General features: G+C 70.1%; 24 protein-coding genes and 8 pseudogenes. 24 read left to right on the top strand and 8 right to left on the bottom strand.

The genetic code is table 11. The annotated features are described in order from the left end of the window. Window positions 1–633: an imidazole glycerol phosphate synthase subunit HisH gene (hisH, locus tag QQK29_RS16235; protein WP_284301665.1), complete on the top strand. Its 633-nt coding sequence runs from the start codon at window positions 1–3 to the stop codon at window positions 631–633. A 129-nt stretch (window positions 634–762) separates the two neighbouring features. Continuing rightward, entirely contained in the window at window positions 763–1,512 is a 750-nt protein-coding gene (priA, locus tag QQK29_RS16230; RefSeq protein WP_284301664.1) for a bifunctional 1-(5-phosphoribosyl)-5-((5-phosphoribosylamino)methylideneamino)imidazole-4-carboxamide isomerase/phosphoribosylanthranilate isomerase PriA, read from the top strand. 95 nt (window positions 1,513–1,607) lie between these two features. Here priA and QQK29_RS18225 read toward each other — a convergent pair whose 3' ends face one another. Then, the gene (locus QQK29_RS18225; RefSeq protein ID WP_348533945.1) at window positions 1,608–1,736 is read right to left on the bottom strand and encodes a hypothetical protein; all 129 of its coding nucleotides are present in this window, start codon (window positions 1,734–1,736) and stop codon (window positions 1,608–1,610) included. Between QQK29_RS18225 and QQK29_RS18220 the strand changes: the two are divergent. Beyond that, window positions 1,686–1,925 (top strand): annotated as a pseudogene (locus QQK29_RS18220) (SseB family protein); the annotation flags it as partial. The gene QQK29_RS18225 and the pseudogene QQK29_RS18220 overlap by 51 nt on opposite strands. 218 nt (window positions 1,926–2,143) lie before the next feature. Then, entirely contained in the window at window positions 2,144–2,278 is a 135-nt protein-coding gene (locus tag QQK29_RS18215) for a hypothetical protein (RefSeq protein WP_348533944.1), read from the top strand. A gap of 63 nt (window positions 2,279–2,341) precedes the next feature. Here QQK29_RS18215 and QQK29_RS16220 read toward each other — a convergent pair whose 3' ends face one another. After that, entirely contained in the window at window positions 2,342–2,689 is a 348-nt protein-coding gene (locus QQK29_RS16220) for a DUF1844 domain-containing protein (RefSeq protein WP_284301999.1), read from the bottom strand. A 278-nt stretch (window positions 2,690–2,967) separates the two neighbouring features. Here QQK29_RS16220 and infC point away from each other — a divergent pair, with 278 nt between their 5' ends. The 12 genes and pseudogenes from infC to QQK29_RS16170 all read left to right on the top strand — a co-directional run bounded on the left by infC (window position 2,968) and on the right by QQK29_RS16170 (window position 11,794). Continuing rightward, window positions 2,968–3,615 carry a translation initiation factor IF-3 gene (gene infC / locus QQK29_RS16215; protein ID WP_284301663.1) on the top strand — a complete coding sequence of 216 codons (648 nt, stop codon included), beginning with the start codon at window positions 2,968–2,970 and terminating at the stop codon, window positions 3,613–3,615. Further along, the gene (gene rpmI, locus QQK29_RS16210) at window positions 3,615–3,809 is read left to right on the top strand and encodes a 50S ribosomal protein L35 (RefSeq protein ID WP_284301662.1); all 195 of its coding nucleotides are present in this window, start codon (window positions 3,615–3,617) and stop codon (window positions 3,807–3,809) included. The genes infC and rpmI overlap by 1 nt, the downstream gene beginning before the upstream one ends. A 33-nt stretch (window positions 3,810–3,842) precedes the next feature. Continuing rightward, the gene (gene rplT, locus QQK29_RS16205; protein WP_284301661.1) at window positions 3,843–4,229 is read left to right on the top strand and encodes a 50S ribosomal protein L20; all 387 of its coding nucleotides are present in this window, start codon (window positions 3,843–3,845) and stop codon (window positions 4,227–4,229) included. Window positions 4,230–4,308: 79 nt separating this feature from the next. Next, window positions 4,309–5,103, top strand: coding sequence for a TrmH family RNA methyltransferase (locus QQK29_RS16200; protein ID WP_284301660.1), 795 nt, complete (start codon window positions 4,309–4,311; stop codon window positions 5,101–5,103). A 232-nt stretch (window positions 5,104–5,335) separates the two neighbouring features. After that, complete coding sequence (locus QQK29_RS16195) at window positions 5,336–6,148, top strand: ABC transporter substrate-binding protein (RefSeq protein ID WP_284301659.1); 813 nt, start codon at window positions 5,336–5,338, stop codon at window positions 6,146–6,148. After that, window positions 6,079–7,617 carry an ABC transporter substrate-binding protein gene (locus tag QQK29_RS16190; RefSeq protein ID WP_284301658.1) on the top strand — a complete coding sequence of 513 codons (1,539 nt, stop codon included), beginning with the start codon at window positions 6,079–6,081 and terminating at the stop codon, window positions 7,615–7,617. The genes QQK29_RS16195 and QQK29_RS16190 overlap by 70 nt, the downstream gene beginning before the upstream one ends. After that, on the top strand, window positions 7,587–7,841 hold the full coding sequence (locus tag QQK29_RS16185; RefSeq protein WP_284301657.1) for an ABC transporter permease subunit: 255 nt from the start codon (window positions 7,587–7,589) through the stop codon (window positions 7,839–7,841). The genes QQK29_RS16190 and QQK29_RS16185 overlap by 31 nt, the downstream gene beginning before the upstream one ends. Beyond that, window positions 7,838–8,701, top strand: a complete 864-nt coding sequence (locus tag QQK29_RS16180) for an ABC transporter permease (RefSeq protein ID WP_284301656.1) — start codon at window positions 7,838–7,840, stop codon at window positions 8,699–8,701. The genes QQK29_RS16185 and QQK29_RS16180 overlap by 4 nt, the downstream gene beginning before the upstream one ends. After that, window positions 8,698–9,861, top strand: a pseudogene (locus tag QQK29_RS16175) (ATP-binding cassette domain-containing protein); the annotation flags it as partial. The gene QQK29_RS16180 and the pseudogene QQK29_RS16175, both read left to right, overlap by 4 nt. After that, window positions 9,813–10,058: pseudogene (locus QQK29_RS18210) on the top strand (glutathione ABC transporter ATP-binding protein); the annotation flags it as partial. The pseudogenes QQK29_RS16175 and QQK29_RS18210, both read left to right, overlap by 49 nt. A 129-nt stretch (window positions 10,059–10,187) precedes the next feature. After that, window positions 10,188–10,406 (top strand): ABC transporter ATP-binding protein, encoded by a 219-nt coding sequence (locus QQK29_RS18205; RefSeq protein WP_348533935.1) that lies wholly within the window; start codon window positions 10,188–10,190, stop codon window positions 10,404–10,406. Further along, window positions 10,403–11,794 carry an NtaA/DmoA family FMN-dependent monooxygenase gene (locus tag QQK29_RS16170; RefSeq protein ID WP_284301655.1) on the top strand — a complete coding sequence of 464 codons (1,392 nt, stop codon included), beginning with the start codon at window positions 10,403–10,405 and terminating at the stop codon, window positions 11,792–11,794. Before QQK29_RS18205 ends, QQK29_RS16170 begins: the two co-directional genes overlap by 4 nt. A gap of 201 nt (window positions 11,795–11,995) precedes the next feature. Here the strand turns inward: QQK29_RS16170 and QQK29_RS16165 are convergent. The 4 genes and pseudogenes from QQK29_RS16165 to QQK29_RS16150 all read right to left on the bottom strand — a co-directional run. Continuing rightward, window positions 11,996–12,724: pseudogene (locus tag QQK29_RS16165) on the bottom strand (amino acid ABC transporter permease); the annotation flags it as partial. Next, window positions 12,721–13,363: pseudogene (locus QQK29_RS16160) on the bottom strand (amino acid ABC transporter permease). The pseudogenes QQK29_RS16165 and QQK29_RS16160, both read right to left, overlap by 4 nt. A gap of 67 nt (window positions 13,364–13,430) precedes the next feature. Continuing rightward, window positions 13,431–14,342 carry a glutamate ABC transporter substrate-binding protein gene (locus tag QQK29_RS16155; protein WP_284301654.1) on the bottom strand — a complete coding sequence of 304 codons (912 nt, stop codon included), beginning with the start codon at window positions 14,340–14,342 and terminating at the stop codon, window positions 13,431–13,433. A 67-nt stretch (window positions 14,343–14,409) separates the two neighbouring features. Beyond that, on the bottom strand, window positions 14,410–15,204 hold the full coding sequence (locus tag QQK29_RS16150) for an amino acid ABC transporter ATP-binding protein (protein ID WP_284301652.1): 795 nt from the start codon (window positions 15,202–15,204) through the stop codon (window positions 14,410–14,412). Window positions 15,205–15,326: 122 nt separating this feature from the next. Here QQK29_RS16150 and pheS point away from each other — a divergent pair, with 122 nt between their 5' ends. The 3 genes from pheS to QQK29_RS16135 all read left to right on the top strand — a co-directional run bounded on the left by pheS (window position 15,327) and on the right by QQK29_RS16135 (window position 19,567). Next, window positions 15,327–16,361: a phenylalanine--tRNA ligase subunit alpha gene (gene pheS, locus QQK29_RS16145; protein WP_284301650.1), complete on the top strand. Its 1,035-nt coding sequence runs from the start codon at window positions 15,327–15,329 to the stop codon at window positions 16,359–16,361. Next, complete coding sequence (pheT, locus tag QQK29_RS16140; protein WP_284301649.1) at window positions 16,361–18,844, top strand: phenylalanine--tRNA ligase subunit beta; 2,484 nt, start codon at window positions 16,361–16,363, stop codon at window positions 18,842–18,844. Before pheS ends, pheT begins: the two co-directional genes overlap by 1 nt. Before the next feature lie 372 nt (window positions 18,845–19,216). Next, a complete protein-coding gene (locus QQK29_RS16135) occupies window positions 19,217–19,567 on the top strand; it encodes a hypothetical protein (RefSeq protein ID WP_284301648.1) in 351 nt (116 codons plus the stop codon). Window positions 19,568–19,651: 84 nt separating this feature from the next. On the opposite strand, the gene QQK29_RS16130 is transcribed toward QQK29_RS16135, so the two are convergent. Beyond that, window positions 19,652–20,212, bottom strand: coding sequence for a DUF937 domain-containing protein (locus tag QQK29_RS16130; protein WP_284301647.1), 561 nt, complete (start codon window positions 20,210–20,212; stop codon window positions 19,652–19,654). Between the two features lie 233 nt (window positions 20,213–20,445). Between QQK29_RS16130 and argC the strand changes: the two are divergent. From argC to argF, 5 genes and pseudogenes are all read left to right on the top strand, one after another. Then, window positions 20,446–21,493, top strand: a pseudogene (gene argC, locus QQK29_RS16125) (N-acetyl-gamma-glutamyl-phosphate reductase). Continuing rightward, window positions 21,490–22,639: pseudogene (argJ, locus tag QQK29_RS16120) on the top strand (bifunctional glutamate N-acetyltransferase/amino-acid acetyltransferase ArgJ). Before argC ends, argJ begins: the two co-directional pseudogenes overlap by 4 nt. Window positions 22,640–22,703: 64 nt before the next feature. Next, window positions 22,704–23,545 (top strand): annotated as a pseudogene (argB, locus tag QQK29_RS16115) (acetylglutamate kinase). Next, window positions 23,542–24,741: an acetylornithine transaminase gene (locus QQK29_RS16110; protein WP_284301646.1), complete on the top strand. Its 1,200-nt coding sequence runs from the start codon at window positions 23,542–23,544 to the stop codon at window positions 24,739–24,741. The pseudogene argB and the gene QQK29_RS16110 overlap by 4 nt, the downstream one beginning before the upstream one ends. After that, window positions 24,738–25,667: an ornithine carbamoyltransferase gene (gene argF / locus QQK29_RS16105; protein WP_284301645.1), complete on the top strand. Its 930-nt coding sequence runs from the start codon at window positions 24,738–24,740 to the stop codon at window positions 25,665–25,667. Before QQK29_RS16110 ends, argF begins: the two co-directional genes overlap by 4 nt. A gap of 11 nt (window positions 25,668–25,678) precedes the next feature. Here argF and QQK29_RS16100 read toward each other — a convergent pair whose 3' ends face one another. Then, the gene (locus QQK29_RS16100) at window positions 25,679–26,479 is read right to left on the bottom strand and encodes a DUF6264 family protein (protein ID WP_284301644.1); all 801 of its coding nucleotides are present in this window, start codon (window positions 26,477–26,479) and stop codon (window positions 25,679–25,681) included. Window positions 26,480–26,528: the final 49 nt, after the last annotated feature.

The following is a 26,528-nucleotide window of genomic DNA, read 5'->3' as shown; positions in this document are numbered from 1 at the left end:
ATGACGAGCCCATCCGTCGTCGTGCTCGACTACGGCTCGGGCAACGTGCACTCGGCCGTCAAGGCGCTCGAGCGAGCCGGCGCGAGCGTGGAGCTCAGCGCCGACCGCGACCGCGTCATGCAAGCGGACGGGCTGCTCGTGCCGGGCGTCGGCGCCTTCGCGGCCGTCATGGAGGCACTGGGTCGCGCCCGCGGCGCCGAGCTCATCGAGCGTCGCCTCGCGGGCGGACGCAAGGTGCTCGGCATCTGCGTCGGCATGCAGGTCATGTTCGACCGAGGTGTGGAGCGAGGCGTCGAGACCGAGGGCCTCGGGCAATGGCCCGGTGTCGTCGACGAGCTGCGCGCCCCCGTGCTGCCGCACATGGGGTGGAACACCGTCGAAGCACCGGATGATTCGGCGCTCTTCGCGGGTCTGCACGACGAGCGTTTCTACTTCCTCCACTCGTATGGTGCGCGCGACTGGTCGCTCGAAGCCATCGGCGCATTCGCCCAGCCCCGGGTCACCTGGGCGCAGCATGGCGAACGCTTCGTGGCGGCGGTCGAGAACGGCCCGCTCGCTGCCACCCAGTTCCACCCCGAGAAATCGGGCGAGGCCGGCATCCGCCTGCTCCGCAACTGGCTCGCGACGCTCTGAGCGCTCGCCCGACGTCACGGAAAAGTCACGGATCGCGTTGCGTGTCCCGAGAGAATCGGCGCCACGGAGCGGCTGGGCTAGTATCTGAACCTTGTGTGCGGGCATTCGTCCCGCGGAAAGCCCCCGGAGATGACCGAGTTCAATACTTCGCCCGCCCTGACCCTGTTGCCCGCGGTCGACGTCGCCGACGGGAAGGCCGTGCGGCTCACCCAGGGTGAGGCAGGCACCGAGACCAGCTTCGGAGACCCGGTCGACGCCGCGCAGACGTGGGCCGACCAGGGCGCCGAGTGGATCCACCTCGTCGACCTCGATGCGGCCTTCGGCCGCGGCAGCAACCACGCTGTCATCAAGAAGGTCATCAAGAACACGCCGCGCAAGATCAACATCGAGCTCTCGGGCGGCATCCGCGACGATGCGAGCCTCGAGTCGGCACTCTCGACGGGTGCCAAGCGCATCAATCTCGGTACGGCCGCGCTCGAGAACCCCGAGTGGGCGGCGCACGTGATCGCCGAGTACGGCGAGGCGATCGCCGTCGGGCTCGACGTGCGCGGCACGACCCTCGCGGCACGCGGGTGGACCAAGGAGGGCGGCGACCTCTGGGCCGTGCTCGACCGTCTCGAGGACGCCGGATGCGCGCGCTACGTCGTCACCGACGTCACCAAGGACGGCACCCTGCGGGGCCCGAACCTCGAGCTGCTCTCCGAGGTCATGGCGCGCACGCCCAAGCCGGTCATCGCATCCGGCGGTGTCGCCTCGCTCGACGACATCGCGGCCCTGCGCACTCTCGTGCCGCAGGGGCTCGAGGGTGCGATCGTCGGCAAGGCCCTCTACACGGGCGCCTTCACGCTCGCCGAGGCCATCGACGTCGCGAGCGACTGACCGGCGACTCCGGAATGGATCGGCACGCCGACAGCGCGGGCATCCCGTTCGAGGGGCGCCGGTTCCACGAGAACCCGCTCGCGGCCGACGACGGCTCAGCGCCCGAGAGCGTGATCGAGGCGATCCGGCGGCTGCGTGCCGGTGAACTCGGCATCCAGCAGGTGGTCGCGGCGCTGCACCCCGAACGTCTGCTCGTGCCGCTCGTCGCGGTCGCGGGCGACCACGGCACGGGTCCGTACGGGCAGACCGTCGACAAGACCCAGGAGCTCTCGATCGTGACGGTCGCGGCCCCGGACGGTCGTGCGGTGCTTCCTGCCTTCACCTCGGTCGCGGCCATGCAGAGCTGGGATGCCGTCGCGCGTCCGATCCCGATCCAGGCGAGTCGCATCGCCCTCGCGGCGGCCTCGGAAGGCACGCCGCTCATCGTGGTCGACCCGGGCTCCGACACCCAGACGGTCGTGCGTGCGCCCGCCTTCCGCGCGCTCGCGACAGGGGAGGGTGGACGCCCGCCTTCGAGGATGCCGAGGTCGCGGATGCGTTCGGCGCGTCGGTCGCCGACGAGCCGGTCGTCGAGGCGATCGGCCTGGCGGCCGGCGACCCGGAGGCACGCCTCGCCGGCCCCGAACTCATCGTGCTGCTGCGCCTCGCATCCGACGCCACCGACGACGCGCGTCGGACCCTGCTCGCGCGGCTTCAGGAGCGCTGGGCCGCCGACGAGCTCATCGCGACCCGCGTCGACTCGATCGCCGTGCGCACCACATCCTGAGGCGTCCGTTCAGCTCGCAGGCGCCTGCCCTCGAGCGACCCCGAGAGGCGCCTCGCGCGGACGTCAGCTGACGGGCCCCGTCCACTTCTCGCCCGGGCCCTTGCCGTGCTCGTCGGGGAACGCGGATGCTTCGCGGAACGCGAGCTGAACGGTGCGGAGGCCGTCGCGCAGCGCGCGCGCGTGATGATCGCCGACCGCGGGAGCGGCCGCCGTCACGAGCCCTGCGAGGGCGTCGATGAGCTTGCGCGCCTCGTCGAGGTCGAGCTGGGTGTCGGGATCATCGGCGAGGCCCACCTTGACCGCGGCGGCGCTCATGAGGTGCACCGCGACGGTGTTGATCACCTCGACCGCGGGAACGTCCGCGATGTCGCGGATCTCCTCGCCGACATCCTCTGCGCCCACGGGGGCGATGTCGTCGGAGACGGGGGCGGACTCGGGCTCGGTGCTCACGGGGTTCCTCTGCTATTCTTAGGCGGGCTCCGGGGCCATCTCCCCGGAAACGCAAGTGGAGCAATCCCACCCGCCGACCGCCTCTTCAGGTTATCGGGTTCGAGTAGGCAACCGAGATCGTGCCCGAAAGGGTGCGGGAGCGGTGGCGCACTCCGCCGGCAGCACCTTCGGGTCGACCGGTTGCACGGGTGCGGATCTCTTCACGTGCGTGCTGCGCCCCGGCGCATCGACACCGCAGAATGAAGGAGACCCGCATCAGCGATCCCAGAACCAACGACCGCATCCGCGTTCCCGAGGTCCGCCTCGTGGGCCCCGGCGGAGAGCAGGTCGGCGTCGTCCGCATCGAAGACGCCCTGCGTCTCGCGCAGGAGGCCGACCTGGATCTGGTCGAGGTGGCGCCCAACTCCAAGCCTCCCGTGGTGAAGATCATGGACTACGGCAAGTTCAAGTACGAACAGGCTCAGAAGGTCAAGGAAGCCCGGCGTAACCAGGCGAACACCATCCTCAAGGAGGTGCGGTTCCGCCTGAAGATCGACAAGCACGACTACGAGACCAAGCGCAAGCGCGCCGAGGGCTTCCTCGCCGCCGGAGACAAGGTCAAGGCCATGATCCTGTTCCGCGGTCGCGAGCAGTCCCGCCCCGAGCAGGGCGTACGCCTGCTGCAGCGCTTCGCCGAGGATGTCGCCGAGTTCGGCACCGTCGAGTCCACCCCGACCATCGACGGTCGCAACATGGTCATGATCATCGGCCCGCACAAGAGCAAGGTCGATGCCAAGGCCGAGCAGAACGCCAAGCGCGCGGCGAACAAGACGCGCTCCCAGAACCCGACGGATGCCAACGCATCCGCCGCCGAAGCGGCACCTGCCGACAAGACAGAGGAAGAGTAATGCCCAAGCAGAAGACGCACTCCGGTGCGAAGAAGCGCTTCAAGATCACCGGCAGCGGCAAGGTCAAGAAGCAGGGCGCGGGTATGCGCCACAACCTCGAGGGCAAGTCCTCGAAGGTGACGCGTCGTCTCAACCGCGACGTCATCCTGTCCCCGCAGGACGCCAAGGTCATCAAGGGACTCCTGGGCAAGTAAGCCCGGCCCGGATACAGCAGAAGGACTGAAGAAATGGCACGTGTCAAGAGGGCGGTCAACGCCGCCAAGAAGCGCCGCACCACGCTCGAGCGCGCCCAGGGCTACCGGGGTCAGCGTTCGCGTCTCTACCGCAAGGCGAAGGAGCAGGTCACCCACTCGCTCGTCTACGCCTACCGTGACCGCCACGCCAAGAAGGGTGAGTTCCGTCGCCTGTGGATCCAGCGCATCAACGCCGCTGCCCGCGCCAACGGCATCACCTACAACCGCCTCATCCAGGGCCTCGGGCTCGCGGGTATCGAGGTCGACCGTCGCATCCTCGCGGACCTCGCGGTGAACGAGCCGGCGACCTTCACCGGCCTCGTGGCCGCGGCGAAGGCCGCGCTCCCGAAGGACGTGAACGCTCCCAAGAGCGCCGCGTAACCTCGCGGTCACCAGCAGTTTCCGAAGAAGACGGTGCGCGCCTCCCGGCGCGTGCCGTCTTCTTCCTACCATCGGCATCATGATCGACAACCCCCGCTCCCCGCGTGTGCGCGCTGTGGCGAAGCTCGCCAAGCGCGCCGCCCGTGAAGAGACCGGGTTGTTCCTCGTCGAGGGACCGCAGGCGCTGCGTGAGGCGCTGACCTTCCACCCCGAGCTGCTCGTCGACGTCTACGCCGCCAAGGGTGTCTTCGACCGGCATCCGGAACTCGGCCGCAGCCTCGCCGCCGCCGGGATCGAGCCCGAGCCCGTGTCGGATGCCGTGCTCGAGGCGATGGCCGATACCGTCACCCCGCAAGGGGTCGTCGCCGTCGCCCGGCAGTTCCCGGTGACGATCAGGGACCTGTTGGCGCAGGGCGCGCGGCTCGTCGCGATCCTCGAAGAGGTGCGTGACCCCGGCAACGCGGGCACCATCATCCGAGCCGCGGATGCCGCGGGTGCCGATGGCGTGATTCTCACGGGCAAGAGCGTCGACGCCTTCAATCCGAAGGTCGTGCGTTCCACGACGGGCTCGATCTTCCACCTGCCGCTCGCGCAGGGCGGCACCCTGGAGAACGCCCTGCACCTCGTGAAGGCGGCGGGGATGCAGGTTTTCGCGGCCGACATCTCCGGCGAGGAGCTGCCGACGCTGCGGGAGCGCTTGCCGGAGCCGACCGCGTGGCTGTTCGGCAACGAGGCCCATGGCTTGGCAGACGAGCAGCTCGCCCTCGCCGATCGCGCCGTGCGCGTGCCGATCTACGGGCACGCGGAGTCGATGAACCTCGCGACAGCGGCATCGGTGTGCCTGTACCAGTCGGCATTCTCCCAGCGCTCCTGACTGCGATCCTCCCGGCTTCGGCGTGACGCCATGTGACGCGTCACGACGGCTCGCGACGGCTCGCGACGGCAGCGGTCCGCGTGTGACGCGTCGGTTCGACGCACCGCCTCTCGGCTTTCTACAGTTCCCGGGTCGCCTTCGACCGAAGGCGCGTCCCGTACAGGAGCCGACCGCCGATGCCCCCACTGCCCGAACCCTCCGTCCCCTCGCCGCCCTCGGTGCGGTCGGCGCGATGCTCGCGCTCGCGGGGTGCGCCCCGAGCAGCGCCTCAGGGGGCGACAGCGCGCCGCTCGAGGGCGGCACGATCGTCTACGCGCACCAGCAGGAGCCGGCGTGCGTCTTCGGAGGCTGGATCGAGCAGGCGTACCTCTCGTACCAGGTGCTCGACAGCCTGCTCTCGCTCGATGACGACGGCGCGGCCGTGCCCTGGCTCGCCGAGAGCTATGAGGTCTCCGACGACCGACTGGCCTGGACCTTCCACCTCAAGGAGGGCGTGACCTTCACCGACGGCACCGCGCTCACCGCGGCGGTCGTTGCGTACAACTTCGACTACTGGGTCGCGGGCGGCAACTCGACGGCCCAGGTGTGGCTCGACGGCTACTACTCCTCCGCCGAGGCCGTCGACGATCTCACGCTCGTCGTGCACCTCTCCGCACCGTACCCGCGCCTCGCCGAGACGCTCACCCAGGGCTACTTCGGCATCCAGTCGCAGCAGGCGCTCGAAACGCGGAGCGACGAGCAGAACTGCGAGGCGCCGGTGGGGACGGGCGCGTTCACGGTGGAGTCGTGGAGCCGCGGATCCGAGATCGTGCTCGTGCGCAACCCGCACTACACCTCGTGGCCGGCGAACGCCCGCCACCAGGGGCCCGCGATCGTGGATCGTGTCGAATGGAAGTTCGTCGCGGATGCCACCACCCGTGTCGCGGCGCTGCGCAGCGGCGAGGTGCAGGCGATCTACGACGTGCCCGCCGTGGAGTGGGCCCCCTCGGTGACGAGGGTTATGAGCTCGAGCGGTACGTCACGGCCGGGCGTCCCCAGCAGCTGACCTTCAACACCTCTCGTGGCGTGTTCGTCGACGAACGGGTGCGGCAGGCCTTCGCCTACAGCCTCGACCGTGAGGCGGCGGTCGAGACGATCGGGCAGGGCCTCATCCCCTATGAGGGGAACGGCAGCGTCAGCCAGTCGACGCCGGGCTACAGCGAGGCCGCCGCAGCTCGCTACAGCTACGACCCCGAGCAGGCGAATGCGTTGCTCGACGAGGCGGGCTGGACAGGGCGCGATGACGACGGCACGCGCACCAAGGGCGGCGAGCGGCTCACCGCGGTGCTCCCGTACGGCGCGGGATCGATCATCAACACCGACGGTGCGGCGATCCTCCAGGCGTTGCAGGAGCAGGCCTCCGCCGTCGGCTTCGACGTGCAGTTGATCCCGGTGCCGCAGAGCGAGCTCTTCGCGGGCGCCTACTCGAGCCCGGAGGAGAAGGACATCTCGGTGGGCTACTGGACCGCGGTGACCGCCGGCATCCTGTACATCACCTGGCGTAGTGGCACCGAGGAGCACCCCAACTACTGGAACGACAGCTTCTCCGCCGATCCGCACCTGGATGCCGACATCCTCGAGGGCAACTCGGCCGCCGACGTCGACGCACAGAACGCCGCCTATCAGCGCGCCCAGGAGTACATCGCGGATCACGCGCTCGCGATCGGCGTGTACGACCGGCTCTCGACGCTGGCCGTGAGCGGCAGCCTCCACGACGTCTGGCAGGAGCACTCGCAGGAGGGCCGGTCTTCCATGACGCGTACCTCGTCGGCTGAGGCGCTACGGCGCCTGGTCTCGGCGCTCGCCGTGCTGCTCGGCGCCGCGACGGCCGCGTTCCTTGCGCAGCTCGCACTGCCGGGGGACCGCGCGACGACGATCCTCAACATCCGCAGCGGGCAGGCCGTCACGCGCACCCCCGAGGAGCTCGCGCCGATCGTCGCGCAGTTCGGACTCGATCGTCCGGTGGTGCGGCAGTACCTCGACTACCTCGGCGGGCTCGTGCGCGGTGACCTCGGCAGCTCGTATCAGCAGTTCCGTCCGGTGTGGGACATCATCGGAGAGCAGGTGGCAGCGACCCTCGTGCTCTCGCTCACCGCGATCGCGCTGGCCTGGCTGCTGATGGTCGCGTGGGTCGTCGCGACAGCCGGGCGCGGGCCGCGCATCCGATCCCTCGGCCAGACCGTCGACACGGTCGCGGCCGGCCTGCCGCACTACTGGCTCGGAATCGTGCTGCTGCTCGTGTTCGCCCTCACCTTGCACTGGGCGCCCGTCATGGGCGGCAGCGGCCCCGACGGGCTGCTGCTGCCCGCACTCACGCTCGCGATTCCGCTCGCCGGATTCATGGGCCAGGCCACGCGCACCGAGTTCGAGCGCGCGCTCGAGCAGCCCTTCGTCGTCTCGGCGCGGATGCGGGGCATGGGGAGACCGCGCTGCGGCTGCGGCATGTGCTGCGCCACGCCGTGCTGCCCGCGGTGACCTTGAGCGGCTGGGCCCTCGGGGCGACGATCTCGGGCGCCGTCGTGGTCGAGAGCATCTTCAACCGGCCCGGCATCGGCCGTGTGCTCGTGACGGCGGTCGGCTCGCAGGACATCCCGGTGGTGACCGGCATCGTCGTGCTGATCGCGGCCGTCTACGTCGTCACGAACCTGCTCGTCGACGTGCTCTACACCGTCGTCGACCCGAGAGTGAGGATCGCATGACCGCGCTGCGCCCCGCCCCCACGCCATCCGCGTCGATCGCACCGCGTCGCCGCCGACCGGCCGCGGGGCTCGTGGCCGCCCTCGCGCTCGTCGCGTTGCTGTTGCTCGCCGCCGCCTGGCCGGCCGTGCTCGCCACCCATTCGCCGACGGCCAACGACTTCGCCGCGGCCCTGGAGGCACCGTCGTTCGCCCACTGGTTCGGAACGGATGAGGCGGGCCGCGACCTGTACAGCCGCGTCGTGTGGGGCACGCGCGAGTCGCTGCTCATCGGAGTGGGGGCCGCGACCGTGAGTCTGACCCTCGCCGTGCTCCTGGGCACCGCGGCCGCGCTCGGCGGACGGCTGCTCTCGGGTGCGGTCGGCTTCGTGCTCGAAGTGGCGTTCGCCTTCCCGGCGCTCCTGCTCGCGCTGCTGTTCGTGGCGATCCTCGGGCCGTCGGCGTGGACCCAGGTGCTCGCGGTCGGCATCGGCACCGCGCCCGGCTACGCGCGCATCGTCCGTGCCCAGGTGCTCGCGGCGCGATCCTCGGCGTTCGTCGAGGCCGCCGTGGCGCTCGGGCACCCGCGCACGCGCATCGTGCTGCGGCAGATCCTGCCGAACGCGCTGCGACCTCTCGTCGCGATCTTCGCGCTCTCGATCGGCCAGTCGATCGTGTGGGCATCGAGCCTCGCGTTCCTCGGTCTCGGCGTCGCGCCGCCGTCGTCCGAGTGGGGTGCCCTGTTGGATGCGGGCCGCGCCTACATCACGCGCGCGCCGTGGCTCGTGGTGATCCCGGGGCTCGTGATCGTCGCTCTCGCGCTCGCCGCGACGAGCCTCGGCGGCCGCCTGCGCATGGCTCTCGAGACGGGAGAGAAGGCATGACCCTCACGACGGAGCGCCCCGCAGACGCGCCGACCCGCGAGACCGAACCCCGCATCCGGGTGCGTGACCTCACGGTCGGCTTCACGACCTCGGCGGGCCATCGCGAGATCGTGCGCGACCTCTCGTTCGACCTGTCCAGCGGCCGCTGCCTCGCGATCGTGGGGGAGTCGGGCTCGGGCAAGTCGGTGACGGCCCGCACGCTCGTGGGGCTCACCGGACGCGGGGCGCGGGTCGATGCGACAGAGCTCTCCCTCGACGGCGACGACCTGCGTGGCTTCACCGAGCGGCGCTGGCGTGAGGTGCGCGGCCGGCGCATCGGCGTCGTGCTGCAGGATGCCCTCGTCTCCCTCGACCCGCTGCGGCCCGTCGGCGCGGAGATCGAGGAGGCGTTGCGGCTGCACGGCTGGGGTGACCGGCGCGCGCGTCGCCGCCGGGTGACCGAACTGCTCGAGACGGTGGGGGTGCCCGAACCCGAGCGTCGCGCGCGGCAGCGCCCGGGCGAGCTCTCCGGGGGCCTGCGGCAGCGCGCGCTCATCGCCTCGGCGATCGCGCTCGACCCCGAGATCGTGATCGCCGACGAGCCCACGACGGCACTCGACGTCTCCGTGCAGGCGCAGGTGCTCGCGCAACTCGCGGACATGAAGCGGCGGGGCGTCTCGCTCGTGCTCATCTCGCACGACCTCGCCGTCGTGGCTCATCTCGCCGATGACATCCTCGTGATGCGCCAGGGCGAGGTCGTGGAGTACGGTCCCGTGCGCGACGTGCTCGCCGCTCCGCAGCACACCTACACGCGTGCCCTCATCGCCGCGGTGCCGGGCGGCCACACCCGTGACACGCGCCTCGCCCCCGAGTTCGTTCTGCCCGCCTTCCCCGACCGGGCAGCGGTTCCGGATGACGGGGTCGCCCTCGTCGAGGCTGCCGGGTTGCGGAAGAGCTACAGCGGCCCCGGGGGCGCTCGCCATGTTGCGGTCGACGACGTCTCGTTCACCCTCCCGCGCGGTCGCACCCTCGGTATCGTGGGGGAGTCGGGCTCGGGCAAGTCGACGACGGCACGGCTCGTGCTGGCACTGGAACACCCCGACGCAGGCGAGGTACGCCTCGCCGGTCGGCCGTGGACGGGCCTTCAGGAGTCGCGTCGGCGCCCCGAGCGGCACCGCATCGCCGTCGTCTCGCAGGACCCGCTGAGCTCGTTCGACCCGCGGTGGACCGTCGAGCAGATCCTGCGCGACGCCCTCGACGGCGCGCTGCGTGCCCCGCGCGCACGGCCCGCATCCGGCACCTGCTGGGGCTCGTCGCGCTGGACGACGAGGTGCTCGGGCGCCTGCCGCTCACCCTCTCGGGCGGCCAGCGTCAGCGCGTCGCGATCGCGCGGGCACTCGCCCGGCAGCCCGCGCTCATCGTGCTCGACGAGGCGGTGTCGGCCCTCGACGTGTCGGTGCAGGCGCAGATCCTGGATCTGCTCGTCGCCCTGCAACGCGCGCTCGGGGTGGCCTACCTGTTCATCTCGCACGACCTCGGGGTCATCCACCACATGAGCGACGAGGTGCTCGTCATGAAAGACGGCGTCATCGTCGAGCGCGGCGACCCGGAGGCGATCTTCCGCGCACCCCGGCATCCGTACACCCGCGAGCTGATCGGAGCGCTCGGGCGCCTCGACGTGCCCGCCACCGAATCCGCCACCCACCCCTCAGGAGAGACCGCATGACCACGCCCCTGCGCTTCAACGCCTTCGTCATGAACACCGCATCCCACATCCACCACGGGCAATGGCGGCGTCCGGACGCGCGGCAGCACGAGTTCGCCGACGTGCGACTCTGGATCGAGCTCGCGCAGCTGCTCGAAGCGGCCAAGTTCGACGCGATGTTCTTCGCGGATGTCACGGGGCTCTACGGCGACGCCGACGGCGACTGGTCGGTGTACGTGCGCGAGGGGCTGCAGATCCCGAGCAACGATCCGACCGTGCTGCTCGGGGCGCTCGCGGTGTCGACGAGCGACATCGGGCTCGCGCTCACCTCGAACGTGGCGCAATCGCATCCGTTCCACTTCGCGCGGCAGGTGTCGACGCTCGACCACCTCTCGCGCGGCCGCGTCGCGTGGAACATCGTGACGGGCGTGCAAGACAACGGCGCCCGCAACTTCGGCCTCGACCGGCTCACCGACCACGCCGAGCGCTATCGCTGGGCGGCGGAGTACGTGGATGTCGCCTACAAGCTCTGGGAGGGCTCGTGGGAAGACGACGCCCTGCTGCAGGACAAAGACGGGTGGTTCTCGGACCCCACGAAGGTGCACAAGATCCACCACGTCGGCGAGCGTTACCGGGTCGAGGGGCCCCACCTGCCCGCGCCGTCGCCGCAGCGCACGCCGGTGCTCTTCCAGGCCGGCTCCTCCACCTCGGGACGCGACTTCGCAGCTCAGCACGCCGAGGCGACCTTCATCATCGCGCCGAACCCGGACGTCGCGGCCGCGCAGATCGCCGACACCCGTCGGCGCGCCGTGGAGGCGGGTCGTGAGCCCGGCGACATCACCTTCTACCAGGGGCTGAGCTTCGTGATCGGCGACACCGAGGAGGAGGCGCAGGCCAAGGCCGCCGAGTACGAGCGCTTCATCAGCGTCGACGGCTACCTCGCCCACAGCGCCGTCGTGGATCCAGATGGCCGCGTCTACCCGCCCGAGACCCTGCTCAAGGACGTCGAGACGAACACCGCGAAGGGCTTCCTCGAGTGGACCCGGGCGGCGATCACCGACCGCGAGCCCACGGTGCGGGATCTCGCGCGGATGTCATCGGGTTCTACGCGCGTCGTCGGCACCCCCGAGCAGATCGCCGACCGCATCGAGGAGTGGCAGGCCGCGGGCGTCGACGGCATCAACGTCATCAACTGGGTGATCCCCGGATCGTTCGCCGAGTTCGCCGAAAAGGTCACCCCCGTGCTGCAGCGGCGTGGCCTCGCCCAGACCGAGTACGCGCCCGGCACCCTGCGCGAGAAGCTCTTCGGGTACCCGCGGCTCAACGAGCGTCACCCGGCGGCCGCCTACCGCGGCGCGTTCGACGCGCCCGCGGCGCGAGCGGAGGAACTCACCGCAGCCGACGCTTAGCGCCTCACGGTCGGAAGATCGTGCCGAAGCCGTCGCGGCCGGGGCTGGTCTTCTGCGTCGCGATGAGTTGGGTCGTCGTGATGTCGTGTGCGGCGGCGTCCGCCCGCGTGATCGTGGGAGGCACACCCCCGCGGGGGAATGGCGGGTGCGGATCTCGAGCCACTTCGCGATGCCCGAGAGCACGAGGCACATGGCGATGTAGATCGCACCGATGATGATGATCGACGGCAGGATCGGTCGGCCCGACTGGACCATGAGTCGCTTCGCGTAGTAGAGCAACTCGGGATAGGTGATGATGAAGCCGAGCGCCGTGTCCTTGAGCGTGACGACGAGCTGGGCGACGATGACCGGCAGCATGGCACGCACGGCCTGCGGCAGCAGCACGAGGCGCAGCACCCCGCTCTTGCGGAGTCCGATGGCGTATGCCGCCTCGCGCTGCCCGCGCGGGAGGGACTCGATGCCGGCGCGGAGCACCTCGGCGAGAACCGAGCCGTTGTAGACGATCAGAGCGATGACCACGGCCCAGTACGGCGGCATCCGCAGCCCGATCGTGGGCAGACCGTAGAACAGCAGCATCATGAAGACGAGCACCGGCACCGCGCGGAAGACCTCGGTGACACCCGCCACCGGCACGCGCACGCCCGCGTGATCGGACACCCGCCCGATCGCCAGCACGAACCCGAGGATGAGACTGCCGACCGCGGCGGCTCCGAAGGCGGCGAGGGTCGCACCGAGGGCCTGACCGATGCCCACCCACACCGCGCCGAAGCTGAAGACGTACCACTTCTCGGCGGTGAACTGCCCCGTGTCGGCGAAGCGGTAGATCACGAAGGCGAGCCCGCCCAGCACGAGCAGCACGGTGAGCACCGCGAGGATGCGGTTGCGCAGGATCGCCCGCGGCCCAGGCACATCGTAGAGAACGGATGTCATCGTGCGATCCTCCAGACGGTCTCGAGTCGGCGTTGCACGAAGCTCAAGACGAATACGAGCGCCACGAAGATCACGGCAACCCAGAGCAAGACGACGAGGGCGTTCTCCCCCGCTCGCTGAGGTAGGCGCGCACGGCGCCGAGCTCGAGCACCGAGAAGCCGGCGGCGACTGTCGTGTTCTTGAGCAGGGCGATGAGCACGCTCATCATGGGCGGCACGACCGAGCGAACGGCTTGCGGCAGAACGATGAGCGACATCACCTGTCCGAAGGTGAGACCGATCGCGCGCGCCGCCTCGGCCTGCCCCACCGGCACCGTGTTGACACCCGCGCGCACGACCTCCGCCACGTAGGTCGCGGTGTAGATCCCGAGCGCCCAGATCGCGAGCACCGTGAAGCCGGGGCTCGGCAGCAGCTGGGGATAGCCGAAGGCGAAGAAGAAGAAGACGAGGGTGAGCGGGGTGTTGCGCACCATGTTGACGTAGACCGTGCCGACACCGCGGGCGATCGGCACGGGGAGACCCGCATGGCGCCCACGAGCAGTCCGAGCACGAGTGCGATGCCACCGCCGGCGACGAACAGCAACAGCGTGTTGCCGAGCGCCTCCGACCACAGGTCGAAGTTGTCGAAGATGACGCCCACGGAGCCTCCGTCTCGGGGACTTCCTGGTGGGGCCGGTCACCCGACCCCACCAGGAACTGTCAGGGGATCAGTAGCGGTCGACTTCCGGCTGGTCGACCTTGGTGCCGGAGTCACCGAGGTTGCGATCGAAGATCGCCTGCCAGACGTCGCCGCCGTCCTCGAAGAGGTCGTTGATGTGCGCGCGCAGCGCGTCATCACCCTTCGGGAGGCCGACGCCGTAGCGCTCCTCGGTGAAGGGCTCACCGACCACCTTGATCTCGCCCGAGTAGAGCGCCGCGTAGCCGATCAGGATCGCCTGGTCGGTCGTCACCGCATCCACGTCACCGTTGATGAGCGCCTCGACACACGCGGAGTAGAGGTCGAACTCGACGGTCGGCACATCCGGGTAGTTCTCGCGGATGTTCTGGATGGGCGTCGAACCGGTCGCCGAGCACACGGTCGTGTCGGCGTTGAGGTCGGCCTCGCTCGAGATCGTGTCGTCATCTGCGCGCACCAGGATGCCCTGGCCCGTGATGAAGTACGGCCCCGCGAAGTCGATCTGCTCCTTGCGCTTGTCGGTGATCGAGTAGGTGCCGACGTAGTAGTCGATGTCGCCGTTCACGATCGACTGCTCGCGGTTCGCGGATGCGATGGCCTTGAACTCGATGTCGCCCTCGTCGAAGCCGAGCGACGCCGCGATCCACCGCGCGATGTCGACGTCGAAGCCGGTGCGCTCGTTCGTCGTCGCGTCGAGGTAGCCCAGGTTCGGCTGGTCCTCCTTGACACCGATGATGACCTTGCCGCGCTCGGTCATCGCGTCGAAGGTGGGCGAGCCGTCGAGCGAGACGTCGGTGGCGACCGTCCAGGGGACGCCGTCCCCCGTGTCGTCATCGCCTCCGTTGCCGCCGGGGTTGCTGGGCGTTCCGCTGTTGCACGCGGTCAGCGCCAGCAGGGCGGCCGCCGCGATGCTGACTCCCGCCAACATTCTCGTGCGCCTCATGGGGTTCCTCCTCATTTTCTTGGTGGTCCGTCGTGCCTCGTGGGCCCTCGGGTTGGGTCGATACGGGTCAGTGGGTGATGAGCTTCGACAGGAAGTCGCGGGCTCGATCGCTCTTCGGGTGCGTGAAGAACTCCTCGGGCGTCGCCTCCTCGACGATGCGGCCGTCGGACATGAACACGACGCGGTCGGCCGCCTTGCGGGCGAAGCCCATCTCGTGGGTGACGACGATCATCGTCATGCCGTCCTGCGCGAGGGCGACCATGACATCCAGCACCTCGTTGATCATCTCGGGGTCGAGCGCGCTCGTCGGCTCGTCGAACAGCATGACCTTCGGGTTCATGGCGAGCGCGCGCGCGATCGCGACGCGTTGCTGCTGGCCACCCGAGAGCTGCGCGGGCAGCTTGGATGCCTGCTGGGCCACACCGACCCGCTCGAGCAGCACGTGCGCCTCACGCTCGGCGTCGGCCTTCTTCATGTTCCGCACCTTGATCGGCCCGAGCGTCACATTCTCGAGCACCGTCAGGTGGGCGAAGAGGTTGAACGACTGGAACACCATGCCCACGTCGGCACGCAGGTTCGCGAGTCCGCGCCCCTCCTTGGGCAGCTCCTTGCCGTCGATCGTGATGCTGCCGCTCGTGATCGTCTCGAGGCGGTTGATCGTGCGGCACAGGGTGGACTTGCCCGAGCCCGACGGGCCGATCACGACGACGACCTCGCCGCGGTTGACCGTCAGATCGATGTCGCTGAGCGCCTGGAAGTCGCCGTAGTGCTTCTGCACATCGGAGAGCACCACGAGCGGCTCGCCGCGGCCCCCAGGAGTACGTGAGTGGTGTTCGGCAGCATTGCCGGCATCCGTCGCCATAAAAGCACCTTACGGGTCTACCCCCGGATGCGGGGGCGCCAGCGCGGTCTTTGACGAAACCGTGACCTGCTGTGCCGTGCACCGGCGGGCCGCACACCGCCGCGCGGATAGACTCGATCCTCGTGTCGAACCCCATCACCGATTCCGCGGTCACCGCTGCCGTCGAGGCTGCGCTCGCCGCGATCGGCGAGGCGGGCGATTCCGCGAGCCTCAAGGCCGCGCGCGCCGCGCACGCCGGTGAGAACTCCCCGCTCGCACAGCTCAACGCACAGATCCGCGACCTCCCCGGCGACCAGAAGGCTGCGGCCGGCAAGCTCGTCGGTCAGGCGCGCGGGCAGGTGACGCAGGCGCTCGCGGCAGCCGAGGAGCGCATCGTCGTCGCCGAGGAGCAGGCCCGGCTCGAGGCCGAGACGGTGGACGTGACGGCGGTGCCCTCGCGCTGGAACCGCGGGGCCCGGCATCCGCTCTCCCTGCTCATGGAGGAGATGAGCGACCTCTTCGTCGCGATGGGCTGGGAGATCGGCGAAGGTCCCGAGCTCGAGCACGAGTGGTTCAATTTCGACGCCCTCAACTTCGACGAGGACCACCCCGCCCGCGCGATGCAGGACACCTTCTTCGTGGAGCCCGCCGAGCGGCACCTCGTGATGCGCACGCACACGAGCCCCGTGCAGATCCGTTCGCTGCTGTCGCGCCCGCTTCCCGTCTACGTGGCTGCGGTCGGGCGCGTCTACCGCACGGACGAACTGGATGCGACGCACACCCCCGTCTTCCACCAGATCGAGGGCATCGCGATCGACAAGGGCCTCACCATGGCGCACCTGCGCGGCACGCTCGAGCACCTCGCGCGGGCGATGTTCGGCGAGGGTGCGCAGATCCGCCTGCGCCCCAACTACTTCCCGTTCACCGAGCCGAGCGCCGAGATGGACGTCTGGCAGCCGAACGCCAAGGGCGGCGCGCGCTGGGTCGAATGGGGCGGCTGCGGCATGGTCAACCCCAACGTGCTGCGGTCGGCCGGCATCGACCCCGAGGAGTACCAGGGCTTCGCCTTCGGCATGGGCATCGAGCGCACCCTGCAGTTCCGCAACGACATGAACGACATGCGCGACATGGTCGAGGGCGATGTGCGCTTCTCGCAGCAGTTCGGGATGGTGGTGTGATGCGCGTCCCGATCAGCTGGCTGGGCGAGTGGGTCGATCTTCCGGAGGATGTCACCCTCGAGCACCTGCATGCGGCGCTCGTGAAGGTCGGGCTCGAGGAGGAGGACACCCACGGTGTCGCCCTCACGGGCCCCATCGTCGTCGGGCGCGTGCTCGAGGTCTCGCCGGAACCGCAGTCGAACGGCAAGACCATCAACTGGTGCCAGGTGGATGTCGGCGCCGGTGAGCCGCGCGGCATCGTCTGCGGTGCGCACAACTTCGGCCCGGGTGACAAGGTCGTCGTGACGCTGCCGGGTGCCGTGCTGCCGGGGCCCTTCCCGATCGCGGCCCGCAAGACCTACGGCCACGTGTCGGATGGCATGATCGCCTCCGCGCGTGAGCTCGGCATGGGCGAGGAGCACGACGGCATCCTGCGACTCGCCGACCTCGGCCTCGACCCCGAGCCCGGGACGGATGCGATCGCGCTGCTCGGGCTCGACGACGCGGCCGTCGAGGTCAACGTCACACCCGACCGTGGCTACGCCTTCTCGATCCGCGGCATCGCGCGCGAGTACTCCCACTCGACGGGGGCCACCTTCCGCGACCCCGCCGACGCGGTCGAGGCGCCCCCGGCATCCGGATACCCCCTGCAGATCACGGATGCCGCTCCCGTGCGCGGGCGCGCCGGGTGCGCGGTGTTCTCGGTGCGGGTCGTGCGCGGCATCGACCCCACGCGTCCCACCCCGCCGTGGATGGCGTCCCGCTTGCGGCTCGCCGGCATCCGCTCCATCTCGCTCGCGGTCGACATCTCGAACTACGTCATGCTCGAGCTCGGCGCACCCAACCATGCTTACGACCTCGCGAAGGTCGACGCGGACGGGCTCGTCGTGCGTCGCGCGACACCGGGCGAGCAGCTCGAGACCCTCGACGGCAAGGTGCGCACCCTCGATGCGGAGGACCTCGTGGTGGCCGACGCTCAGCGCGCCCTCGGCATCGCGGGCGTCATGGGCGGGGCCTACTCGGAGATCTCCGACGACACGCGCGACGTGCTCATCGAGGCCGCGATCTGGGACCCGGTGACCGTCGCGCGCAGTGTGCGCCGCCACAAGCTGCCGAGCGAGGCGGCCAAGCGCAACGAGCGCGGCGTCGACCCGCGGATGGCGCCGCTCGCGACGGCGCGCGTCGCGCAGCTGCTCGTCGAACTCGCGGGCGGGACGCTCGACGAGCTCGGCGCGCTCTACGACGAATCCGTGGCGCTCGCCGCGATCCGCCTGCCGCTCGAGCGCGCGGGCGCCGTCGTCGGCGTCTCGTACACGCGCGACGAGATCGTGGGCACGCTCGAACTCATCGGCGCGCGCGTCGAGGCCGACGGCGATGTGCTCACCGTCACGCCGCCGAGCTGGCGCCCCGATCTCGTCGACGATGTCTCGCTCATCGAGGAGATCGCGCGCATCACGGGCTACGACCGCATCCCGGCCCACCTGCCGATCGCGCCCGTCGGGCGTGGCCTCACGCGTGAGCAGTCCGCCCGCCGCCGCGTCGCCCAGACGCTCGCCGCCGCGGGCTCGACCGAGGTGCTCGCCTACCCGTTCGTCGCGGATGCCGTGGCCGAACGCTATACCCCCGGTGCCGCATCGGTACGCCTGCAGAACGCGCTCGACCCGCACGTGTCGCTGCTGCGCCGCACGCTGCTGCCCGGGCTCGTCGACATCGCCCATCGCAATCTCTCGCGCGGCCTCACCGATCTGGCGCTGTTCGAGATCGGAACCGTCTTCCTCCCCGAGCCGGGTGTCGCCTACGGCACCGAGTTCATCCCGCTCGGCGCTGAGCGTCCCGGAGATGACACGCTCGCGCGGCTCGGCGCCGGCATCCCGCCGCAGTCCCGCCACGTCGCGGGACTGTTCCTCGGCGAGGCGCTGCCCAAGCAGCCGGGTGCGGATGCGGTGCCCGCCGGCCTCGGCGACGCACTCGATGCGGCGCGTCAGGTCGGGCTCGCGCTCGGGGTCGACCTCCGTGCGGTGCAGGGATCGAACCCCGCGCTGCACCCGGGACGCACGGCCGAGCTCCGGGTCGGCGACGCTGTCGTCGGCGTCGCCGGTGAACTGCTGCCCGCCATCGCGCTCGAGTCGGACCTGCCGCGTGTCGTCGCCGTGTACGAACTCGACCTCGATGCGCTCGTCGCGCTCGGCGCGTACGACCGACAGGCGACGCCGATCGGCACGCTGCCCGCGGCGACGCAGGACCTGTCGCTCGTGGTGCCCTCAGCGGTTGCCGCAGGCGAGGTGCAGGCTGCCGTCGCGGAGGGTGCGGGCGCGCTGCTCGAGCACATCCGGCTCGTCGACGACTACCGCGGTCAGGGCGTGCCCGAGGGCCACAAGTCGCTGACCTTCGCGCTCCGGTTCCGCGCATCCGACCGCACGCTGACCGCCGCAGAGGCGACCGAGGCCAAGCTCGCGGGCGTGGAGCGTGCCGCCGAACGCTACGGCGCGACCCTCCGGGAGTAGCCGCAGGGCAGAGCGCGGCTATTCCGGTCGAGCGTCCCGCCGCGGTCGGCCCGCTTTTCCGCTGGTTGAGTCGCGCGTCGCCGTCAGGCGTGCGCGTATCGAAACCCCCAGCACCTCTGCGCGACGCGGCTCTGGAGCTGACAAGTCCGCGCATCGGACACTCCGTCGGAATCGGCGCGGAGGCCAGACGTAGACATGCGCATGCAACTATGACGGCATGGATATCGGGGAGTCGCTGGTTGGCGCATACATGCGTCACAAGCGCAACTGTCACACGATCGCGTTCAATCAGTTCATTCCCGGCAAGCAGGGGAAATCGATGTCATCGGTATCTCGGGGAACGGCTCTGACCAGCAGGTCTGGATTGCCGAGGTGGCAATCCACCTGGACGGACTGAACTACGGAAGCTACGCGGAGACGGCCAAGAAAATCGAGACGAAGATCGCAACCGCACTTGCATACTCGCGAGAGATCTATCAGAACGATCACCCCACGGTTGAGTTCTGGGCGCCAACGGTCCCGAGCGGGCTTCTCGACAAGCTGTCGATCCCGGGCGTGGAGTTCGTAGTCAACGAGGGGTTCACAGGTCGCGTCAACGAACTCGCTGCGCTAGCTGCAGGCGGAACCAAGCAGTACGGCGACGCGAGCTTCCGCTTCCTCCAGCTCCTGACGCACCTCAAGGGGCCGGCTCCCAGGTTTCAGCCGCCCGCTCCCTTGGCTTAGGAGGGCGCGTCCTCGTTTCGCCGACATGGCGCACGTCGGCGAAGCTGCCGAGCGACGTTGCGCGAGCAAAGAGGCGGGGCGCCGCTACTTCGTGCCGCCGCCGAGCAATCCGCCGAGTCCGCCGAGCAGATCGCCGAGGTCGGGACCGCCCGAGTTCGACGACTTCGAGGAGCCGCCGCCGCCGAGCAGTCCACCCAGGAGGTCGCCGAGGCCGCCGCCGGAGGAGCCCTTCGAGGAGCTCTCGGACGAGCCGCCGAGGAACTTGTTCGCGAGCCAGGCGAGCACGATGGGGGCGACGATCGGCAGCACCTTCTTGATGATGACGTCGGTCACCTCCGACTTCGCCGACGAGCCCGCGAGCGTCGAGACGACCGCGTCCTCCTTGTCGCCGAAGACGTGCTTCACGATCTTCTCGCCGTCGGCCGTGTCGACATCCGACACGCCACGCAGCTTCGCCCCCTGGTGCTTCTGCAGGGCCCTCTCGAGCGAGGCCTGCCCGCCCTCATCCGCGTTCGCCTTGAGGCCGCCCACCAGACCGGGGAGCACCTGCTTGACGGCGTCCTCGGCGACGTCCTCGTCGATGCCGAGCTGCTTCGCGATGTCTCCGATGGGGATCTGAGCCAGGAGGTCGTCGTACTGGGCCATGAGGTGCTTCCTCTCCGTCGGGGCGTGGTGGGCTCACTGTAGCGCGCGGGACGCGTCGGATGACTCTGCTAATCTCGTGCCCATGGGTCAGCGGATCGCCTTCGAGAGCACCATGCTCCGTCGCGTCCGCCGCGTGCGCCGAATCTCGGCGACGTCGCAGCGCTGACCGCTCTCAGCCTCTCGCGTGACGTCGCCGCCTCGGCCCCGTCCCTCGAGTCAATAAGGTTGAACCCATGCCCATCTCCGTCGCCGTCGCGGGCGCGAGCGGATACGCGGGAGGCGAGCTGCTGCGGCTGCTCGCGAATCATCCCGAGTTCGACGTGCGCGTCGTCACCGCTCACAGCAACGCCGGTCAGCGCCTCGGCGCCGTCCACCCGCATCTTGTGAGTCACGCCGAGCTCGAACTGCAGCCCACCGAGGCACGCGTGCTCGCCGATGCCGATGTCGTGTTCTTCGCCCTGCCCCACGGCGCCTCGGGTGCGATCGCGGCCGAGCTTCCCGATGACGTGCTCGCGGTCGACTGCGGCGCCGACCACCGGCTCACCGACGAGGCCGCCTGGGCAGCTTTCTACGGCGGCGAGTACCACGGCGCCTGGAGCTACGGGATGCCGGAACTGCTGATCGACGGGGAGCCGCCAAGCAGCGCGCGAACCTCGCAGGCGCCACGCGCATCGCCGTGCCCGGCTGCAACGTCACCGCCATCACGCTCGGCCTCGCGCCCGGTATCGCCTCGGGCGTCATCGAGGCCCACGACCTCGTCTCGGTGCTCGCGGTCGGCACCTCGGGTGCGGGCAAGTCGCTGCGCACCGATCTGCTTGCGAGCGAGATCATGGGCTCGGCATCCGCCTATGCCGTGGGCGGCATCCATCGGCACACGCCCGAGATCATCCAGAACCTGCGGGCAGCGGGGGCGAGGGCGTCAGCATCTCGTTCACCCCCATGCTCGTGCCGATGTCGCGCGGCATCCTGGCGACCTCGACGGCGCGGCTCGCGCCCGGTGTCTCGGTCGCGGATGTGCGCGAGGCCTGGGAGGGCGCCTACGCGGGCGAGCGCTTCGTGCGAGTGCTGCCCGAGGGCTACTTCCCGCGCACGAACGACACGACGGGCGCGAACACCGCGCTCATGGGGATCGCCGTCGACGAGAACGCGGGACGCGTGGTCGTCGTCTCGGCGATCGACAACCTCGTCAAGGGCACCGCGGGTGCCGCCATCCAGTCCGCCAACCTCGCACTCGGCCTGCCCGAGCATGCGGGCCTTCCCGTGAACGGAGTCGCCCCGTGAGCGTCACCGCCGCATCCGGATTCACCGCGGCGGGCGTCGCGGCCGGTCTCAAAGGCTTCGGCAAGCGCGACCTCGCGCTCGTCGTCAACGAGGGACCGCTGCGCAGTGCCGCCGCGGTCTTCACGAGCAACCGCGCGAAGGCCAACCCCGTGCTCTGGTCGCAGCAGGTCATGAGCGACGGCACGGTGAGCGCCATCATCCTCAACTCCGGGGGAGCCAACTGCTTCACCGGGTCGGAGGATTCCAGACCACGCACGCCACCGCCGAGGCTGTCGCCGAGGCGCTCGAGATCTCGGCCGGCGACGTGCTCGTGTGCTCGACGGGGCTCATCGGCGAGCAGCTCGATCGCGAGAAGCTCGTCGCGGGCGCGCACGAGGCGGCGGTGGCGCGTGACGAGCGCGGGGGCACACACGCCGCCGAGGCCATCATGACGACCGATACGAAGCCCAAGACCGCCGTCGTGCGGCGTGACGGCTGGACCATCGGCGGCATGGCCAAGGGGCGGGCATGCTCGCGCCGGGGCTCGCCACGATGCTCGTCGTGCTCACCACGGATGCCGTGCTGCTGCCCGCGGAGCTCGATGCGGCGTTGCGGGCGGCGACGCGCGTGAGCTTCGACCGGCTCGACTCCGACGGCTGCATGTCGACCAACGACCAGGTGACGCTGCTCGCGAGCGGCGCATCCGGTATCGAGCCCGAGCCGGCCGCGTTCACGGCCGCCCTCGTCGAGCTCTGCCACGATCTCGCGCGACAGCTCCAGGCGGATGCCGAGGGCGCGAGCCATGACATCGCGATCGAGGTGGTCGGCGCTGCGTCGGAGGACGACGCCGTGACGGTGGGCCGTGCCGTCGCCCGCAGCAACCTGTTCAAGGCCGCGGTGTTCGGCAACGACCCCAACTGGGGCCGCGTGCTCGCGGCGATCGGCACGACGGATGCCACCTTCGACCCCTACGAGGTCGACGTCGCGATGAACGGCGTGCGGGTGTGCTCGGCGGGCGGCCCCGATCGGCCGCGCACCGAGGTCGACCTGCGCCCCCGCGACGTGCACGTGCTCATCGACCTGCACGCGGGCGGCGCGAGCGCCACGATCCTCACCAACGACCTCACGCACGACTACGTGCACGAGAACAGCGCATACGCCTCATGAACCAGACACCCTCGAAGACGCCGACGCCCGCACCGCCGACGCGGCGGTCAAGGCCGACACCCTCATCCAGTCGCTCCCGTGGCTGCGGCAGTTCGCGGGCCGCATCGTCGTGGTCAAGTTCGGCGGCAACGCGATGGTGGATGAGGAGCTGCAGCGCGCCTTCGCCGAAGACATGGTCTACCTGCGCACGGTGGGGCTGAAGCCCGTCGTCGTGCACGGCGGCGGTCCGCAGATCTCGGCCATGCTCGACCGACTCGGCATCCCGAGCGAGTTCCGCGGCGGCTACCGCGTGACGACACCTGAGGCGATGGACGTCGTGCGGATGGTGCTCACGGGCCAGGTGAGCCGCGAACTCGTGACCCTCATCAATCAGCACGGTCCGCTCGCCTCGGCGATCTCCGGAGAGGACGCGGGCCTGTTCACGGGGCGTCGCCGCGCGGTGGTGATCGACGGCGAGAGCGTCGATGTCGGGCTCGTGGGCGACGTCGTCGCGGTCGATCCCGCCGCCGTGCTGGGCGCGATCGCAGCCGGGCGCATCCCCGTCATCTCCTCGATCGCTCCCGACGCCGATGTGCCGGGGCAGTCGCTCAACGTCAACGCCGACTCGGCCGCCGCGGCGCTCGCCGTCGCGCTGGGTGCCGAGAAGCTCGTCGTGCTCACCGACGTCGCCGGCCTCTACCGCGACTGGCCGAACCGCGACTCGCTCGTCTCGCAGATCACCCGCGACGAGCTCGCCGAGCTGCTGCCGAGCCTCGAGTCGGGCATGATCCCCAAGATGACGGCGTGCCTCGAGGCCGTCGACGGGGAGTGGCCAAGGCCGCCATCATCGACGGCCGGCGACCGCACTCGATCCTGCTCGAGATCTTCACGGATGCCGGTATCGGCACGGAGGTGGTGCCCGCATGACCGACTACCAGGAGCTCTTCTCCCGCGTGATGATGAAGTCGGCCCCGGCCCCGCTCGCCGTGCTCGCGCGTGGCGAGGGCGCGCGCGTGTGGGATGTCGACGGCACCGAATACCTCGACTTCCTCGCCGGCATCGCCGTCAACGCTCTCGGCCACGCGCATCCGGTGTTCGTGGATGCCGTGAGCCGTCAGGCTGCCCGGCTCGCGCACGTCTCCAACTACTTCGCGACAGAGCCGCAACTCGAGCTCGCCGATCGGCTCACGCGGCTCTCCGGTGGCGACCGCGTGTTCCTGTGCAATTCGGGCACCGAGGCGATCGAGGCGGCCGTCAAGCTCGCACGCCTCACGGGCAAGCCCCGCATCCTGGCACTCGAGAACGGCTTCCACGGGCGCACGATGGGTTCGCTCAGCCTCACCGGCAAGCCCGCGCTGCGCACGCCCTTCCAGCCGCTGCTGCCGGGGGTCGAGCACCTTCCGTCGAGCATCGAGGCGCTCGAGGCGGCGCTCGTCGCCGGTGACGTGGCCGCGCTCGTGGTCGAGCCGATCAAGGGCGAGGCGGGCGTCGTCGAACTGCCCGAGGGCTACCTGCGCGCGGCTCGCGAGCTCACCACACGTCACGGGGCGCTGCTCATCCTCGACGAGATCCAGACGGGTGCGGGCCGCACGGGCGACTGGTTCGCCTTCCAACATGAGGGAATCGTTCCGGATGCCATCGCGCTCGCGAAGGGCATCGGCGGCGGTTTCCCGATCGGCGCGTTGATGACCTTCGGTGCCGCATCCGAGCTCTTCGGGCCCGGTCACCACGGCTCGACGTTCGGCGGCAACCCGCTCGCGGCAAGCGCCGCGAACGCCGTGCTCGGCGAGATCGAGCGGGCGGATCTCGTGGGCAACGCCCGCACCCGGGGCGCCGAGCTGCGGGCACGCATCGAGCTCATCGGCTCTCCGCTCGTCACCGACATCCAGGGCCGCGGCTTGCTGCTCGGGGTCGGGCTCGCCGAGCCCGTCGCGGGCATCGTCGCGAGCCGCGCCCTCGACCGCGGGCTCATCATCAACGCGGCCAACGAGTACCGCATCCGCCTCGCGCCGCCGCTCATCATCGGCGACGAGGAACTGCACGAGTTCACCCGCCTGTTCGCCGAGGCGCTCCAGGCTGTGCCATCGAACTACCTCCACACCGATCCGGGAGACACCGCATGACCCGCCACTTCCTGCGCGACGACGACCTGAGCCCCGCCGAGCAGGCGGAGGTTCTCGACCTGGCCGCGGCCATCAAGGCCGACCGCTGGGGTCGCACGCCGCTCGCCGGGCCGCAGACGGTCGCCGTGATCTTCGACAAGTCCTCCACGCGCACGCGCGTGAGCTTCGCGGTCGGCATCGCCGACCTCGGGGGCAGCCCGCTCATCATCTCGACCGCGAACAGCCAGCTCGGCGGCAAGGAGACGCCGTCGGACACGGCGCGCGTGCTCGAGCGGATGGTGTCGGCCATCGTCTGGCGCACCTACGCCCAGTCGGGCCTCGAGGAGATGGCCGCCGGCACGCGGGTTCCGGTGGTCAATGCGCTCTCCGACGACTTCCACCCGTGTCAGCTGCTCGCCGACCTGCTCACCATCCGCGAGCACAAGGGCACCCTCGCCGGCCTCACCGTCACCTTCCTGGGTGACGGCGCGAGCAACATGGCCCAGAGCTACCTGCTCGCGGGCGCGACGGCAGGCATGCACGTGCGCATCGCATCCCCCGAGGAGTTCAGCCCCGCGGATGCCGTGGTCGCGGATGCCGATCGCCGCGCTGTCGAGACCGGCGGCTCGGTCACGCTCTACACCGATCCGCTCGAGGCGGTGGCCGGCGCCGACGTCGTCGTCACCGACACCTGGGTGTCGATGGGCAAGGAGGACGAGAAGGCGCACCGCGTCGCGACCTTCGGCGGCTATCAGGTGACCGAGGAGCTCATGACGCTCGCCGCGCGCGACGCGATCTTCCTGCACTGCCTGCCCGCCGACCGCGGCTACGAGGTGGCGCCGGGTGTCATCGACGGCCCGCAGAGCGTCATCTGGGACGAGGCGGAGAATCGCCTGCATGCCCAGAAGGCGCTGTTGGTGTGGTTGCTGGAGCGCGCTGCCGCGTGACGGCGCGCTGCTCAGCGGCCGTATGTCGCGGCGAAGTCCGGATCGCTCAGCATGAGCATGATGAGTGCAGCCCAGAAGATGACGGCCGCGACGACGCCCGCGATGAGCGGGATGTAGAACGCGATCTTCTTCTTCACGAGCAGCAGGATCGACAGGCCCGCGGCCACGAGGTAGAGCACGACATGACTCACGATGAGCACGAGCGGCGTGGCGCCGACCTCACCGTCGAAGCCGCCGAGCCCCTGCTGGCGGAATGCGTCGTCGATCAGTTCGGGCGAGCTGAAGATGATGCCGTAGAGCACACCGAGCAGGGTGCCGCCGAGGCCGAGCACGAGCAGGATGATCGTGAGCACGACATCCCAGGTGCGCCGCTTGGGCGCGGGCGTGCTGCCGAACCCGGGCTGACCGTAGACCGGGGCGACCTGCGGGTACGCGGCCTGAGGGTAGCCCTGCTGGGGGTAGCCGGGCTGGGAGTAGCCGGGCTGCTGCGGATAGCCCCGTTGCTGCGGATAGCCCTGCTGCTGCGGATAGCCGGACTGTGCCTGCGGGTAGCCGGCGGCCGGATACCCGGGGTTCTGCTGCGCGGGCGCGCTCGGGGCGTCGTAGCCCGCGGCGGGTGCACCGGGCGTCGTGGTGCCCGAATACATGACTGGCTGGCCGGGCGCGGCAGCGGCGGGCGCCTGCGCCGATTCGACCGGGGCGAACTCGCCGAATCGCGGGGCCGGACTCCCCTCGACGGGCGGCACGGCCGGGGTGGCCTGCTGACCGGGGTCGGGAGTGGGCGGAACGGACGGCGGCGGGGCGTCAGACATGCGCACACTTTATCGGCCCGACCCCGCTTCTAGACTGCACATGACACGA

The organism is Homoserinibacter gongjuensis (assembly GCF_030161875.1).
Lineage (GTDB): Bacteria > Actinomycetota > Actinomycetes > Actinomycetales > Microbacteriaceae > Homoserinibacter > Homoserinibacter gongjuensis.
The sequence above is the reverse complement of the archived record's forward strand: the minus strand, read 5'-3'. Positions and strand labels throughout refer to the sequence as shown.

Excerpts from the sequence above, each read along its gene's own strand:
- argF (WP_284301645.1), top strand. The coding sequence starts at position 24,738 with ATGACCCGCCACTTCCTGCGCGACGACGACCTGAGCCCCGCCGAGCAG.
- infC (WP_284301663.1), top strand. The coding sequence starts at position 2,968 with ATGAAGGAGACCCGCATCAGCGATCCCAGAACCAACGACCGCATCCGC.
- rpmI (WP_284301662.1), top strand. The coding sequence starts at position 3,615 with ATGCCCAAGCAGAAGACGCACTCCGGTGCGAAGAAGCGCTTCAAGATC.
- QQK29_RS16155 (WP_284301654.1), bottom strand. The coding sequence starts at position 14,342 with ATGAGGCGCACGAGAATGTTGGCGGGAGTCAGCATCGCGGCGGCCGCC.
- QQK29_RS16150 (WP_284301652.1), bottom strand. The coding sequence starts at position 15,204 with ATGGCGACGGATGCCGGCAATGCTGCCGAACACCACTCACGTACTCCT.
- QQK29_RS16200 (WP_284301660.1), top strand. The coding sequence starts at position 4,309 with ATGATCGACAACCCCCGCTCCCCGCGTGTGCGCGCTGTGGCGAAGCTC.
- priA (WP_284301664.1), top strand. The coding sequence starts at position 763 with ATGACCGAGTTCAATACTTCGCCCGCCCTGACCCTGTTGCCCGCGGTC.
- QQK29_RS16170 (WP_284301655.1), top strand. The coding sequence starts at position 10,403 with ATGACCACGCCCCTGCGCTTCAACGCCTTCGTCATGAACACCGCATCC.
- rplT (WP_284301661.1), top strand. The coding sequence starts at position 3,843 with ATGGCACGTGTCAAGAGGGCGGTCAACGCCGCCAAGAAGCGCCGCACC.
- QQK29_RS16195 (WP_284301659.1), top strand. The coding sequence starts at position 5,336 with ATGCTCGCGCTCGCGGGGTGCGCCCCGAGCAGCGCCTCAGGGGGCGAC.
- hisH (WP_284301665.1), top strand. The coding sequence starts at position 1 with ATGACGAGCCCATCCGTCGTCGTGCTCGACTACGGCTCGGGCAACGTG.
- QQK29_RS16180 (WP_284301656.1), top strand. The coding sequence starts at position 7,838 with ATGACCGCGCTGCGCCCCGCCCCCACGCCATCCGCGTCGATCGCACCG.
- QQK29_RS16100 (WP_284301644.1), bottom strand. The coding sequence starts at position 26,479 with ATGTCTGACGCCCCGCCGCCGTCCGTTCCGCCCACTCCCGACCCCGGT.
- QQK29_RS16110 (WP_284301646.1), top strand. The coding sequence starts at position 23,542 with ATGACCGACTACCAGGAGCTCTTCTCCCGCGTGATGATGAAGTCGGCC.
- QQK29_RS16130 (WP_284301647.1), bottom strand. The coding sequence starts at position 20,212 with ATGGCCCAGTACGACGACCTCCTGGCTCAGATCCCCATCGGAGACATC.
- pheT (WP_284301649.1), top strand. The coding sequence starts at position 16,361 with ATGCGCGTCCCGATCAGCTGGCTGGGCGAGTGGGTCGATCTTCCGGAG.